The 14,512-nt window shown below is 67.1% G+C and carries 8 protein-coding genes; all 8 read left to right on the forward strand.

All coding sequences use genetic code 11. The annotated features are described in order from the left end of the window. Positions 1 to 78: 78 nt before the first annotated feature. Positions 79 to 1,326 (forward strand): acyl-CoA dehydrogenase family protein, encoded by a 1,248-nt coding sequence (locus AC07R1_RS05600; protein ID WP_011061455.1) that lies wholly within the window; start codon positions 79 to 81, stop codon positions 1,324 to 1,326. A gap of 241 nt (positions 1,327 to 1,567) precedes the next feature. Beyond that, a complete protein-coding gene (locus AC07R1_RS05605) occupies positions 1,568 to 3,349 on the forward strand; it encodes an ABC transporter ATP-binding protein (RefSeq protein ID WP_495110247.1) in 1,782 nt (593 codons plus the stop codon). Continuing rightward, positions 3,342 to 5,249, forward strand: a complete 1,908-nt coding sequence (locus AC07R1_RS05610; protein WP_123473434.1) for an ABC transporter ATP-binding protein — start codon at positions 3,342 to 3,344, stop codon at positions 5,247 to 5,249. The genes AC07R1_RS05605 and AC07R1_RS05610 overlap by 8 nt, the downstream gene beginning before the upstream one ends. Positions 5,250 to 5,520: 271 nt before the next feature. Further along, complete coding sequence (locus tag AC07R1_RS05615; protein ID WP_041118346.1) at positions 5,521 to 6,678, forward strand: LLM class flavin-dependent oxidoreductase; 1,158 nt, start codon at positions 5,521 to 5,523, stop codon at positions 6,676 to 6,678. A gap of 19 nt (positions 6,679 to 6,697) precedes the next feature. After that, complete coding sequence (locus AC07R1_RS05620; RefSeq protein ID WP_495110248.1) at positions 6,698 to 7,750, forward strand: ABC transporter substrate-binding protein; 1,053 nt, start codon at positions 6,698 to 6,700, stop codon at positions 7,748 to 7,750. 37 nt (positions 7,751 to 7,787) lie between these two features. After that, a complete protein-coding gene (locus AC07R1_RS05625) occupies positions 7,788 to 8,846 on the forward strand; it encodes an ABC transporter substrate-binding protein (RefSeq protein ID WP_011061460.1) in 1,059 nt (352 codons plus the stop codon). A 397-nt stretch (positions 8,847 to 9,243) separates the two neighbouring features. Continuing rightward, entirely contained in the window at positions 9,244 to 11,514 is a 2,271-nt protein-coding gene (locus AC07R1_RS05630) for a TonB-dependent receptor (protein ID WP_404672656.1), read from the forward strand. A 190-nt stretch (positions 11,515 to 11,704) separates the two neighbouring features. After that, positions 11,705 to 14,176, forward strand: coding sequence for a TonB-dependent receptor plug domain-containing protein (locus tag AC07R1_RS05635; protein WP_072441736.1), 2,472 nt, complete (start codon positions 11,705 to 11,707; stop codon positions 14,174 to 14,176). Positions 14,177 to 14,512: the final 336 nt, after the last annotated feature.

Here is a 14,512-nt window from a genome sequence, read left to right on the forward strand (position 1 = left end):
CGCCGGCAAGCCGGCTCCTACGGATCAGGTCGATACACACGCCCCTGGGGGCAGATTTCTTCAGATAGAGGTACCAGCATGAGTAGCGTTCAAGCCCTTCCTGTCACTCCGGTCCGTGTCCTGGGCAGCGAGGCCGAAGCCATCGCCGTGGCCCGGGAAATCGCCACGGAAATCGCCGCCATCGCCGCCGACAGCCAGGCCAACGGCCAGTTGCCGAGGCGCCAGGCGCAGTTGCTGTCCGACAGCGGCCTGACCGCCATCGGTGTACCCAAGGCCTTCGGTGGCCTGGGGGCCTCGGTGGCCACCATCGTCGAAACGGTGCGCCTGATCTCGGTGGCCGATGGCGGTGTCGGCCAGTTGCTGCAGATCCACAACGTGATGCTGCGGGGCATCTTCAACGGTTACCCGGATGCCGTGCGCGACCGCGTGGTCAGCGACGTGCTGGCCGGCAAGCGCCTGGGCAATGCCCTGGCGGAGATCGGCGGCAAGAACAAGTTCGCCCTCAAGACCCGTATCGAGCGCCGCGCCGACGGCAAGCTGATCCTTAACGGCAGCAAGTTCTACTCCACCGGTTCCTACCTGGCCGAATGGATTTCCCTGACCGCCGCCAGCGAAGAAGGCGGCGCCGGGGTGCTGCTCAACCGCAACGCCCCGGGCCTGACCCTGGTGGACGACTGGCATGCCTTCGGCCAGCAGAATTCGGTCAGCGGCACGGTGCTGTTCGACAACATCGAACTGGACGAAGACTTTGTCTCGCCGCGCAAGGGCCCGATGAAACGCACCGGCCTGACCTTCCCGCAGATCCTCCATGCAGCCATCGACACCGGGATCGCCGCCGGAGCCCTGGGGGCCGCGGTGGACTACCTCAAGCAGCACGCCCGGCCCTGGGTGGAAAGCGGCGTCGACCACGCCAGCGAAGAGCCGCACATCATCAAGCAGATCGGTGAATACGCCGTGGCCCTGCGTGCTGCCGAATCCTTGCTGCGCGATGCCGCGCGGGTGTTCGACGAACACGAGCAGGACCCGGACAACAAGGAACTGCAGGACCAGCTGATCCTGTCCGTAGCCACCGCCCGGGCCCATTCCGACAGCGCCTCGCTGAAGATCTCCAGCGACATCTTCTCGCTGTTGGGGGCCAGTTCCTCCCTGAGCAAATGGAACCTCGACCGCTTCTGGCGCAATGCCCGGGTGCACACCACCCACGACCCGATCCGCTGGCGCCTGCACCACGTGGGCAACTACTACCTCAACGGCGTCGACCCGGGCGAATACACCGCGATCCTCAACGCCAAGGAGCAACAGGGCGCGACCCGCCCCGCGCCATAACCCCAACCACCGCCATCCCTCGTAGGAGCTGGCTTGCCAGCGAAAGCGTCCTCAAGACCGACACAAGGCTCGGGGGCCTCTTCGCCGGCAAGCCGGCTCCTACCAATAACCATGGCATCACGCACACCGTAGGAGCTGGCTCGCCAGCGAAGGCGTCCTCAAGACCGACACAAGGCTCGAGGGCCTCTTCGCCGGCAAGCCGGCTCCTACGGGGGTGGCCGATTTTTTGAACGAGCCCTGCATGATCGAAAAACACCCTCTTTTGCGCGCGCTGGCGATCTACCGGGAAGTGCCCTGGCGCTTCACCCTGGTGGCGCTGCTCTATGTCGCCGTCAACCTCGGGCTGGTCTGGCAGCAGTGGCTGATCGGCCATGCGGTCAACGATGTCAGCAGCGGGCAGGCGGTAAAGCACCTGGCCGACGGCAGCCTGGATGCCAGCCTGGGCTGGTACTGGCTGTGGCTGCTGCTGGCGGTGGCCCTGGGCCGCGGCCTGTTGCAGTACGCCGCCACGGTGTTGTCCCTGGTGCTCAGCCAGGAACTGCTGACCCGCCTGCGCGAGCGCATCCTGCAGCAGGTCCAGGGCCTGCACCTGGGCTACCACTGGCAGCACGGCATGGGTGAAATGATCACCCGCACCACCCGCGATGCAGACAAGGTCCGCGATGCCCTGATCAGCTTCTGGCGCCAGGTGGTGGAAACGCCCCTGGTGGTGCTGGCCACGGTCGGCCTGCTGGCCTGGTACAGCCCCTGGCTGGCGGTGGTGCCGCTGCTGCTCACCGCCTGCGGACTGTGGATCTTCGTGCGCCAGACCGAGCACCTGGTGAGCCTCGACCGCGCAGTGGGCGCTGCCTACGACCGGGTCAACCAGGACCTCAGCGAGGGCATCGGCGGGGTGCGGGTGATCAAGTCCTTCGCCCTGGAGCACAGCCGCATCCAGGGTTTTGCCGCCCAGGTCGGGCTGTTCGCCGAGCACGCGCGCCGGGCCCTGGCCTATTCCAGTTCGCGTATCCCCCTGCCCCAGGCCGTGGTCGCCCTCAGCCACGTGTGGATCCTGGTCTACGGCGCTCATCAGGTGGCGGCCGGGCAGCTGGGGATCGGCGAGCTGGTCAGCGCCCTGCTGATCGTGACCACCCTGGTGTTTCGCATCGAAGGCATCGGCCGGGTGATGCAGACCTTCGCCGATGCCCGCTCCAGTGCCGAGCGCATCTGGCAGTTGCTGGACGAGCCGCTGCACATCCGCAGTGGCAACGCCCGGCTGCCCCAGGCGCCCCTGGGGTTGCGCCTGGAGGGGGTCAGCGTCAGCGCCCCCGGCGGTGGCCGGAAGATTCTCGATGACTGCTCCCTGAGCCTTGAGCCCGGCGAGGTGGTGGCCCTGGTGGGCGCCACCGGCACCGGCAAGAGCCTGTTGGCCAGCCTCCTGCCGCGCCTCACCGAGGCCGGTGCCGGCCGGGTGCTGCTGGGCTCGGAACTCAGCGGCTGGCAGGACGTGCGCGACCTGGACCTGCAACAGCTGCGGTGCCGGGTGCATGTGGTGCCCCAGGAAAGCTTCCTGTTTTCCGACACCCTGGCGGCCAACCTGCGCCTCACGGCCCCCGACGCCAGCCACCGGCAACTGCGCCAGGGCCTGGCCCTGGCAGCCGCCGAAGACGTACTGGAACGCTTGCCCCAAGGGCTGGACAGCCGCCTCGGCGATCGCGGGGTCACCCTCTCCGGTGGCCAGCGCCAGCGCCTGAGCCTGGCCCGGGCGCTGCTGGGGGAGCCGGACATTCTCTGCCTCGACGACGCCACCAGCGCCCTGGACGCCATCAGCGAACGCCAGGTGCTGGACAACATCCGCCAGTTGCGCCGAGACCAGGGCCGGGCCACCACCTTGCTGGTGATCTCCAGCAAGCTCTCGACCATTCTCCTGGCGGACCGGGTGTTGCTGCTGCAGGACGGGCGAATCCGCGCCAGCGGCCGCCACGCCGAGCTGCTCAAGACCAACGCCCACTACCGCGACCTGCTGGGAGTCGACCATGGCTAATCCAATCGCCGGCAAGGCCCTGAGCGATATCGAAATCGAGGAAATGCTTGCCCGCCAGGCCCTGGACCGCAGCATGCTGTCGCGCCTGCTGCCCCTGCTGCGGCCGATCCGCGGCCCGATCCTGACGGTGATCGGCATCGAGTTGCTGCTGGTGTTCACGGTGTTCCTGCGGCCCTGGTTCGTGCGCGAACTGCTGGACCGCGGGCTGGTCCCGGACCAGGGTCACTGGCTGCTGGACGAGTCCCTGGTGCTGTGGCTGGGCCTGGGGCTGGCGGCCAGCTGGCTGGGGCGCTTCGTCCTGGCCGGGCTGTCGCAGTTCGTCGCCGGCAGCGCGGCGATCCGGGTGCTCAACGACCTGCGGGTCAAGGTCTTTGCCCATATCCAGGCCCTGAGCGTCAGCTACTTCGACCAGACCCGCGCCGGGCGCATCATTTCCCGCGCCGACCGCGACGTCGACAGCCTGGAGCCGCTGCTGATCCAGGGCCCGCCGGAGCTGCTGGGGGCCCTGCTGCGCTGCGGCCTGGCGGCGCTGATGCTGTGGCGCATCGACCCGCGCTTCTTCCTCAGCCTGGCGGCCACGGTGCCGCTGCTGGCGCTGGCGACCTGGGGCTTCAAGCGCATCTCCCAGCGCAACTGGGCCAGGGTCGCGGAGAACCGCAGCCGCTTCACCGCGCACCTGGTGGAAAGCGTCAGCGGCGCGCGCATGCTCCAGCAATGCGGGCAGCAGGAACCCAACCTGCAGCGCTATCGCGGCCTGCTGGATGACTTCAACCAGGCGCTGATCCGCGGCAGCCTGCGCTCCAGCTGGTTCGCCCCATTCACTGCGCTGCTCAGCACCGCCGGCATGGCCGCGCTGCTGCTGGTGGGCGGCTATGGGCTGGCCGATAACCAGATCAGCGTTGGCCAGATGGCGGAAAGCCTGTTCTACGTGTTTCTGTTTCTGGGCCCGTTGCAGGAGCTCTCTGACCTGTTCGAACGCTACGCCACCGGCTCGGCCTCGGCGCAGCGGATCTTTCTGCTGCTGGACACCCGGCCCCAGGTCCTCGACCCGGCCCAGCCCCAGCGCATGCAGCGGGCCCGGGGCGAGGTCGGTTTCGAACAGGTGCGGTTCGCCTACGACCCCAGGAGCAAAAACGCGGTGATCCAGAACCTGGACCTGCAGATCAAGGCCGGCGAAGTGCTGGCGATTGTCGGCCCCTCGGGCCATGGCAAAAGCACCCTGGTGCAGTTGCTGACCCGTTTCTACGACGTTCAGGGTGGCGCCGTGACGCTCGACGGCGTGGACATCCGGCACCTGGCCCAGCACGACCTGCGCCGGGCCGTGGGCGTGGTGCTGCAGGACAATGTGCTGTTCAGCGGCACTATCCTCGACAACCTGCGCCTGGCAGCCCCCGGCGCCGATGATGCAACGCTGATTGCCGCGGCCCGGGAGCTGGGGGCCGACGAGGTGCTGGAACGCCTGCCCCACCAGTACCACAGCGAGGTCGGCCCCCTGGGTGGGCACCTGAGCCATGGCCAGCGGCAACTGGTGTGCCTGGTACGGGCCTACCTGGCCAACCCGGCGGTGCTGGTACTGGACGAAGCCACCTCGGCGGTGGACATCCACACCGAGCGGCGCATCCAGCGCGCCCTGCGCCGGCTGTGCCAGGGGCGCACGGCGATCATCATTGCCCACCGCCTGGCGACCATCCGGGACGCCGACCGGATCGCGGTGATCCGCCACGGCCAACTGGTGGAACAGGGACCGCATCAGCAGTTGATCCGGCAGAGCGGCGCCTATGCGGCGTTGTACCAGGCCTATCTGCGTAGCGCCGACCAACCCGGCGGCGCAAGCCCCGCGGCCCCTTTCGCCGGCAAGCCGGCTCCTACACAAGCACCGCCGGTATCGCGCCAGCTGTAGGCGCTGGCTTGCCAGCGAAGGCGCCCGCAAGGACAGCACAAGGCTCAAGGGCCTGTTCGCCGGCAAGGAGGCGCTGGGTTGTTGCGCGCTCAGCAGCGGTTGCTGCCGGGGTGCTGCTACAGCAGCACCAGGGCCCTGCGCTAGGCCGGCTGAAGCCCCCGAACCCCCGCCATGGTGGGCTGCGACGGCCATGGCATGGCCGTTGCAATTACCCCCTGACAGGCGTCTTCGCACCCGCGCGGCGCAACGGGTTACTGAATCAGGAGCACCCATGAGCACTGAATTTTTCTGGCGCCTGCCGCTGGGCACCGACGGCCCGCAGTTGAGCACCGACAAGCACAATCGCGGCAACCCCCACCCCCGTGCCGGGCATATCGCCCCCGGGCGCCTGGCCAACGGCGAGCCCGACGGTTTCACCTACATCGACTACATCGCCCAGGTGGCCAAGGCCGCCGAGCTGGCGGGCTTCGAAGGCGCCCTGCTGCCTACCGGCCCCGAGCCCTGGGTGGTGGCCGCGGCCCTGGCCCGGGAAACCCGGCGCATCCGCTTTCTGATCGCCTTCCAGGCCACCTGGACCCTGCCGGCCTACGCCGCCCAACAAGCGGCGATCCTGCAGAACCTCAGCCACGGCCGCCTGGACTGGAACATCATCACCGGCGGCAACCCGGTCAGCCAGCGAGCCAATGGCGATTACCTGGACCACGACCGGCGCTACCAGCGCACCGGCGAGTTCCTCGACATCATCCAGGGCCTGTGGCAGAACGAACGCTTCTCCTATGACGGCGATATCTACCAACTGGAGAACGGCGCCCTGCCCCCGGGCCTGCAGCAGGAGCGCAAGCCGGGGGTGTATTTTTCCGGTTTCTCCGATGCGGCCCTGGACGTGGCGGCGCGGCACGCCGACGTCTACCTCAACTGGGCCGAGCCCATCGACCAGCTCAAGCCCCACATCGAGCGAGTTCGCGAGCTGGCGGACAAACAGGGGCGCACGGTGCGCTTCGGCCTGCGGGTCGATCTGTTCGCCCGGGAAACCGAAGAGCAGGCCTGGGCCGACCTGCGCCGTCAGTTCGACAAGCTCGAAGGCAAGGGCAGCCTGATCGCCAAGAACTTCACCAGCGGCTCGGATTCGGTGGGCGCTGCGCGGCAGACCGCCTACCACCAGAACGTCGACCGCTTCGACGACCTGATCCTCGGCCCCAACCTCTGGGCCGGCTTCGCCAAGGCCAAGCCGGGGCCCACCGTGGGCCTGGTGGGCAGCCACCAGAACGTTGCCGAGCGCCTGGCGGAGTACCGCGATGCCGGTTTCTCCACCTTCATCCTGGCGGGCAACCCGCACCTGGAAGAAGCCCTGCGCATCGGCCAGGAAGTCCTGCCCCTGGTGCAGCAACGCCCCGTCGCCCAGGCGACGCCGCTACAGGCCCGCGCCTGAGCCTATAAGGAGCCCGTTCATGTCCCATCCTCTGGATACCCTCTGGTACACCCGCTGCCCGGTCCCCACGGGCCTGGGCATTGCCGTGCAGAAAGGCTGGCTGCAAGACAGCCTCGGCGCCCTCGGCACCCAGGTGCAGTCGCTGCGCGAGTCCAGCGACCAGGCCGTGCGCGAGTCGCACTTCGATCACAGCCTGCGCAACTCGGTGCGCCACGGCGGCAGCATCCCGGCCCTCTGGGCCCGGGCCCAGGGCCGGGAAACCCGGCTGATCGGCCTGTCCTGGGCCGATGAAGTGCAACTGATCCTGACCCGTGCCGACAGCGGCATCCACCGCATCAAGGAGCTCAAGGGCCGACGCTTCGGCCTGCCGGACTGGGCCGGCGCACAGATCGACTTCACCCGCGCCCAGGCCCTGCGCGGCCTGGAAAACGCCCTGGGCCTGGACGGCCTGCAAGTGGGCGACCTGCAACTGGTGAACTACCGCTACGGCGGCACCTTCAGCGACCCCCAGGTGCAGACCCTGGCCGACACCCCGGTCAGCGCCCAGCCCAGCAGCGGACGCAACCTGGAACTGCAGGGCCTGCTGCGAGGCGAAGTCGACGCGATCTTCCTCAAGGGCGCCAGCGCCGCCCGCCATGCCCACGAGTTCGGCCTGCGTACCCTGATCGACACCGGCGCCCACCCCGACCCGCTGATCCGCTGCAACAACGGCACACCGCGCACCCTGACGGTGGACAGTCATCTGCTGGAGCAGCACTTGGACGTCGCCACCGGGATTCTCGGCGCGGTGCTGCGGGCCGAAGACTGGGCCCGCCACCACCCGGAAGACACCCGCCGCTACCTGGCCCGGGAAACCAACAGTAGCGAGTACTGGACCAGCGCTGCCTATGGCGAGGATGCCCACCTGCGCCTGCGCACCGGCCTGGAAGAACAGGCCATCGACGCGCTGCAGGATTTCAGCGCCTTCCTGCGGCGCTGGCGCTTCACCCCGCAGCAGGTGGATGTGCGCCAATGGATCGACCGCCGGCCGCTGGATGCGCTGCTGGCTACCCCTACCGCTCTGGCCGGCTGACCGCGCCAGGTTTCATGGATTCGAACTGAAGACCCTTATGAGCAAATCACTCGATACCCTCTGGTACACCCACAGCCCGGTGCCCACCGGGCTCGGCATCGCGGTACAGTCCGGACGCCTGGCAGAGGCCTTCCTGCCGTTCGGCACCAATATCCAGTCCCTGCGCGAATCCAGCGAACGCGAAGTGCGCGAGGCCCACTACGACCACCACCTGCAGAACTCGGTGCGCCACGGCGGCAACATCCCGGCCATCTGGGCCTACTCCAGCGGCGTGCAGACCCGGGTCCTGGGCTTGTCCTGGAGCGACGAGGTGCAGTTGATCCTGACCACCGCCGAAAGCGGCGTGAAGAGCATCCGCGACTTGAAGAACCGGCGCTTCGGCCTGCCCAAGTGGGCCAACGTGCAGATCGACTTCACCCGGGCCCAGGCCCTGCGCGGCCTGGAGAACGCCCTCAGGCTCGAAGGCCTGGAAGTGGCCGACGTGGAACTGGTGGACTACCCCTACGGCGGCACCTACAGCGATGAGCAGAAGCAGCACCTGTACGGTTCCGAAGTGAGCCTTGGGGTGACCCGCTTCAGCCGGCGCAACAACGAACTGATCGGCCTGCTGCGGGGCGATATCGACGCGATCTTCCTCAAGGGCGCCCACGCCGTGCACCTGGCCAACGAGTTCGGCCTGCAGGTGGTGGTGGACACCGGTTCCCACCCCGACCCGCTGATCCGCTCCAACAACGGCACCCCGCGTACCCTGACCGTGGACACCCACCTGCTGCGCGAGCACTTCGACGCCAGCGTGAAGATCGTCGACACCGTATTGCGCACCGAACAATGGGCCTGGGCCAACCCCGAGGAAACCCGGCGCTTCCTGGCCCGGGAACTGAACACCAGCGAGTACTGGGTGGCGGCCGCCTATGGCGAGGATGCCCACCGACGCCTGCGCACCACCCTGGATGCGCGATCCATCGAGGCCTTGCAGGACTTCACCGATTTCCTGCATCGCTGGCAGTTCATTCCCCGGCGTTTCGACGTGCGCGAGTGGATCGACTTCAGTGTGCTGGAGACGGTCATCGGCTCCACCTCCCGCGTGGCGGTATAACCCCACGAACTGACGGTGGAACCCGTAGGAGCTGGCTTGCCAGCGAAGGCGCCAGCCCAGGCGATGCATGCCTCACGGGCGTCTTCGCCGGCAAGCCGGCTCCTACGGGCTGGGGGGGGCGGTGCTGGCGCAGCAACAGTCAAGCGGGCAATCGGTGCTGCTCCAGCAGCACCAGCCAAGCAACTTCTGCTGAATCCTGCGCAGGATGTTTTAAACCTCTGGCCCGCAACTTTTCACGCCTGCCAAACCCCCCTCTAAAACACTCAAACGAATTTAAATTAAACCTTGTTTTTCAATGAGTTGATCAAACTAACGCTTACCCATAAAACCCACTAAGCCTCTTGGCACGTTCTCTGCTCTAGCCCTCTTAGCGAAACTTTAAATGGGGGAGTTCAACATGCATAAGCTTAATCCGATCACCAAGAGTCTATGGCTGGCACTGGCGCTCACCGGGGGCACATTCAGCCAGGGCCTGCTGGCCGCTGAAACCACAGGCACCGACACCACCGGGAACAGCAGCGAACCCGCCCTGAAGACCGTCACCGTCACCGCCCAGCACCGGGAGGAAACCCTGCAAGAGGTTCCGGTGGCGGTGTCCGCCGTACAGGGCACCAGCCTGGTGACCGACGGGGTGCGCAACATGGGCGACATCACCACCTTCATCCCCAACGCCTCGGCCAAGAACCCCGACGGCGACGGCCGCCCACGCTGGTACATCCGCGGCCTGGGCACGGGCGACACCGGGGCGGCCACGGTGTTCCCGGTGGGCATCTATGCCGATGACGTCTACCTCAACGCGCCCATCGCCGGCGGCGGGCCGCTGTTCGACCTGGAGCGCATCGAGATCCTGCGCGGGCCCCAGGGCACCCTGTACGGCAAGAACACCACTGCCGGTGCGGTCAATGTGATTTCCAAGAAGCCGACCTTCGACACCGACGGCTACGGCACCCTGGGCATCGGCAGCAAGAGCGAGCGCATCCTCAATGGCGCCATCGGCGGTGCCCTGGTGGATGACAGGCTGGCGGCGCGGCTGTCGCTGTATTCGGAAGAACGCGACGGCTTCCAGAAGAACCTCACCGACGACCATACCTACGGCGACGTCGACAAGAAGGCCGTGCGCCTGCAATTCCTGGCCAGGCTCAACCCGGACCTGGACGCCCTGCTGAAGATCCACGCCCGGGAATACAAGGGCGACGGCAGCAACGGCTCGCTGCCGGTGGGCCGTTACTACAACGTCGGCTACCAGCGGCCCGACGGACGCAACATCGCCCTCAACGTCAACGAGGATGCCAAGCTCGATCACGACGGTACGTCCCTGACCCTGAACTGGCACCTGGGGGACTACACCCTGACCTCCATCAGCGCCTACGACTACATTCGCGGGCAGTCCACCAGCGATGCCGACTACACCCCCTACGAAGTCAACGGCGCGGCCATCAGCGACAACCGCTACAACCAGTACTCCCAGGAACTGCGCCTGGCCTCGCCGCAGCAGGAAACCCTGCGCTGGCTGGCAGGGGTGCACTACTTCCATGAGGACCTGGACAGCTCGGCCAAGCGCCTCATCACCCCGGGCCCCACGCCCAACGGCACCGGCTCCAACCAGACCGGCGGCGCCACCGACTTTCGCGACCTCAACTACCAGCACACCACCGACAGCTACGCGCTGTTCGGCAACCTGACCTACGACTTCACCGACAACTTCACCGTGACCGGCGGCCTGCGCTGGACCCAGGAAAAGAAAGACATCGACCTGGATCTGACCCAGCTCACCCGCGCCACCGCCAACGGCCCGCTGATCCCCCTGGGCGCCGCCGGCAGCAATGGCAGCCGCGACGAGAGCAAGACCTGGGAAGCCTGGACCTACGATCTGACCCCGGAATACCGGATCAACGACAACGTCCGGGTGTTCTTCCGCTACGCCCACGGTTTCCGTTCCGGGGGCTTCAATACCGGGCTGTCCACCAGCCTGGCGCAGTTGACCACGGTGGACCCGGAGAAACTCGACGCCTACGAGATCGGCCTCAAGTCGGAATGGTTCAACCATCGCCTGACCGCCAACGCCAACGTCTTCTACTACGACTACTCGGACATCCAGGTGAACCTGCTGACGGTCAACAACGGCGTGCTCACCACGGCCCTGACCAATGGCGCCAAGGGCAAGGTCAAGGGCGCGGAACTGGAGCTCGAAGGCCAGCCCACGGACTATCTGCACCTGCGGGCGGCGATCTCGTTCCTGGATACCGAGTACACCGACTTCAAGAACACCAACCCCAACACCGGCGCGGTCACCGGCGACTACAGCGGCAACAGTTTCGTGCGCTCGCCGCGCAACGTGGTGTCCCTGGGGGCCGACTACACCATTCCCCTGGAGATCGGCGGCAAGCTGGTGGCCGGCGGTGACGTGAGTTTCCGCGACAAGGAATACTTCCTCGCCGACCGCCAGAGCAGCGCCGACAAGACCCTGAGCCAGCCCCACTACACCCTGGCCAACACCCGCCTGACCTGGTTCAGCCCGGATGAAAAGCTCAGCGTCACCGGCTTCGTCAACAACCTCACCGACCGTCGCTACCAGGTCCATGGCCGGCCCAACGGCACCCTGGGGCAATACGTCATCACCTACGGCGACCCGCGCACCGTGGGCCTGAGCGTCACCAGCCGCTTCTGACGCCCGCGGCAGGCCACCCGAACCCTGATTTCCGGGCCGCCGGTATCGCCCACCACCGCACCCACCCTGTAGGAGCCGGCTTGCCGGCGAAGAGGCCCGCAAGCCTTGCGCCGTCCATGACGACGCCTTCGCTGGCAAGCCAGCGCCTACAGGGGCGATTGGGGTCATTCATTTCACAAGGAATCCAAAGATGTTCCATCGCAATCCGTTGGCCGGCGCCGTGGCGCTGGTCGTCGGCAGCCTTGCCGTGCCCGCGTTCGCTGCCCAGACCTCAAGCAATGCCCCCGGCGCCAGCGCCGATCACCTGGACACGGTGGTGGTGCTGGGCACCCGGCGCAGTGATGTAACGGCCCTGGAAAGCGCCGCACCGGTGGACGTGCTGTCCGCCCAGCAGTTGCAGCAGACCGGGGCCAGCGACCTGTCCGGCGCCCTCACCGCCCTCTCGCCTTCGTTCAGCTACCCGCAGTCGCCCCAGGGCGCCTTCGCCGGCTCCATCGCCCAGGGTGCTTCCCTGCGCGGCCTGGCGTCAGACCAGGTGCTGGTGCTGGTCAATGGCAAGCGCCGCCACACCAGCGCCAACGTCACCCGCCAGAGCCTGGTCAACGGCCGCGGCGCCGCCGCGGTGGACCTGAGCCTGATCCCCCTGAGCGCCATCGAGCGAGTGGAGATCCTGCGCGACGGCGCCGCCGCCCAGTACGGCTCCGACGCCATCGCCGGGGTGATCAATATCGTGCTCAAGGAAAAGGACGACGGCGGCAACCTCGGCTATCGCTTCGGCGGCTACGACAAGGGCGATGGCCTGCAACGCAAGCTCAGCGGCTGGAAGGGCTTGAGCCTGCCCAACGACGGCTTTTTGACCCTGAGCTTCGATGCCGGCAGCCAGGACCCGGCCAGTGACACCAACCCCGACAACCGGATCTTCTACCCCGGCTCCACCAGCACCCAGACGCCGCGGGAGCAGAACAACCGCTACCGCACCTGGCGCTGGGGCTCGGGCAATGTCTCGGACCAGTACAACTTCGCCGCCAACAGCGAGTTCGGCCTGGGCGAGGGGCTGACCGCCTACGGTTTTGCCACCTACTCCCACAAGAACACCGACGCCGAAGGCTTCTTCGACCCGCCCACCACCTTGCGCAACAACTACGGCAGCGACGCCCTGCAACGCTACCCCGACGGCCGCCTGCCGATCACCCGCTACTCGCTGGAGGACTATGCCCTGACCGGTGGCCTGCGCTACGAGGACGAACGCCTGGGCAAGTTCGACCTGGCGCTGAACCACGGTGACAACAGCCTGAAATCCGCCGACCGCAACGCCATCAACCCCAGCTGGGGCGAGGCCAGCCCGGCGAAGATCTACACCGGCAAGCGCGAGGCCGACCAGACCAACCTGACCCTGGACTGGGTGCGGGACTTCCCCACCGACCTGCTGTTCAAGCCCCTGACCCTGTCGGCGGGCCTGGCCTGGCGCCAGGAGAACTACGAACTGAGCGCCGGCGAAGCGGCGGGCTGGCAGAACGGGCCGCTGTTCAATACCGTGGACCCGGTCACCGGGCGGCGCATTCCCGGCTACTACTCGGGCATTACCCAGGTCGACGCCGCATCCCTTGAGCGCAAGGTCTGGGGCGCCTATATCGACGTCGAAGGCCAGATCACCGAGAAATTCCAGGCCGGGGTCGCGGTGCGCACCGAGCACTACTCGGATTTTGGCGACACCACCAACGGCAAGCTGTCGCTGCGTTACGACTTCACCCCGCAGCTCGCCGCCCGGGCCACCGCCAGCACCGGCTACCGGGCGCCGTCCCTGGTGCAGAGCGGGTTGTCCTCGTTCAGCGTGCAAGTGGTGGAGCAACCGCCGGGCAGCGGCAACTACGTCGAGGTGCAGCAACGCACCCTGCGCGCCGACAGCCCGGAAGCCAAGCTGCTGGGGGGCAAGGCGCTGAAGCCCGAGGAGTCCACCAACTACTCTCTGGGCCTGGTCTGGCGACCGCTGGCCAACGCCTCGGTGACCCTGGATGCGTACCGGATCAACATCGACAACCGCATCACCCTGTCCGACCAGTTGCCGGCCTCGGTGGTCACGCCGATCTTTGCCGGCACCCCTTACGCCAACATCCAGAGCGCGGCGTTCTACACCAACGTCGCCGACACCCGCACCGATGGCGTCGAGCTGACCGGCAACTACCAGCTGGACCTGCAGCAATGGGGGCGCCTGAACCTGTCCAGCGGCTACAGCCAGAACAACACCAGGATCACCGCCCTGCGGGACGTGGGCAACATCGCCGGTTCGCAGATCGTCGGCCGCACCACCCAGGGCCTGATCGAGGACGGCACCCCGAAGAACAAGCTGACCCTGAGCGCCAACTGGCTGTACGACAGCTGGGGCCTGACCCTGGCGCAGCGCCGGTACGGGCAATGGAAGAGCCTCAACGCCAGCAACCCGACCCTGGACCAGACCTTCAGCGCGCAATGGGTCACTGACCTGGACATCAGCTACCACTTCGACAAGGCGCTGAAGCTGTCGGTGGGCGCCATCAACCTGTTCGACACCCACCCGGACAAGGCATCCGGGGCACAGTTGTATGGCGTGCCGAAATACTCCATCACCAGCCCCGAGGGCGCCCAGGGCGCGTTCTACTACACCAGCCTCAGCTACGACTTCTGAGGCCGGACTGCTGCCGGGGTGTTGCCCTGGCAGCAGTGGCTGCTGCCCAGGCATCAGTTTCGCTGGCACGCCAGCGCCCACAACCCACCCACACGCCGCTGCTCCCGTAGAAGCCGGCTTGCCGTCGAACAGGCCCGCAAGCCCTGCATCGCCCCGGCCGACGCCTTCGCTGGCAAGCCAGCTCCTACAGCCGTCAGATACATCCCGCAGGCCCGCCCGCCCCGTAGGAGCCGGCTTGCCGGCGAACAGGCCCGTAAGCCCTGCATCGCCCCGACCGACGCCTTCGCTGGCAAGCCAGCTCCTACAGCCGCCAGATGCATCCCGCAGGCCCGCCCG

It is taken from the genome of Pseudomonas sp. GW821-FHT07F01 (assembly GCF_059418825.1).

Bases quoted from the DNA above. Each gene is read 5' to 3' on its own strand.
- AC07R1_RS05610 (WP_123473434.1), top strand. From the start codon at position 3,342: ATGGCTAATCCAATCGCCGGCAAGGCCCTGAGCGATATCGAAATCGAG.
- AC07R1_RS05615 (WP_041118346.1), top strand. From the start codon at position 5,521: ATGAGCACTGAATTTTTCTGGCGCCTGCCGCTGGGCACCGACGGCCCG.
- AC07R1_RS05600 (WP_011061455.1), top strand. From the start codon at position 79: ATGAGTAGCGTTCAAGCCCTTCCTGTCACTCCGGTCCGTGTCCTGGGC.
- AC07R1_RS05605 (WP_495110247.1), top strand. From the start codon at position 1,568: ATGATCGAAAAACACCCTCTTTTGCGCGCGCTGGCGATCTACCGGGAA.
- AC07R1_RS05625 (WP_011061460.1), top strand. From the start codon at position 7,788: ATGAGCAAATCACTCGATACCCTCTGGTACACCCACAGCCCGGTGCCC.
- AC07R1_RS05635 (WP_072441736.1), top strand. From the start codon at position 11,705: ATGTTCCATCGCAATCCGTTGGCCGGCGCCGTGGCGCTGGTCGTCGGC.
- AC07R1_RS05630 (WP_404672656.1), top strand. From the start codon at position 9,244: ATGCATAAGCTTAATCCGATCACCAAGAGTCTATGGCTGGCACTGGCG.
- AC07R1_RS05620 (WP_495110248.1), top strand. From the start codon at position 6,698: ATGTCCCATCCTCTGGATACCCTCTGGTACACCCGCTGCCCGGTCCCC.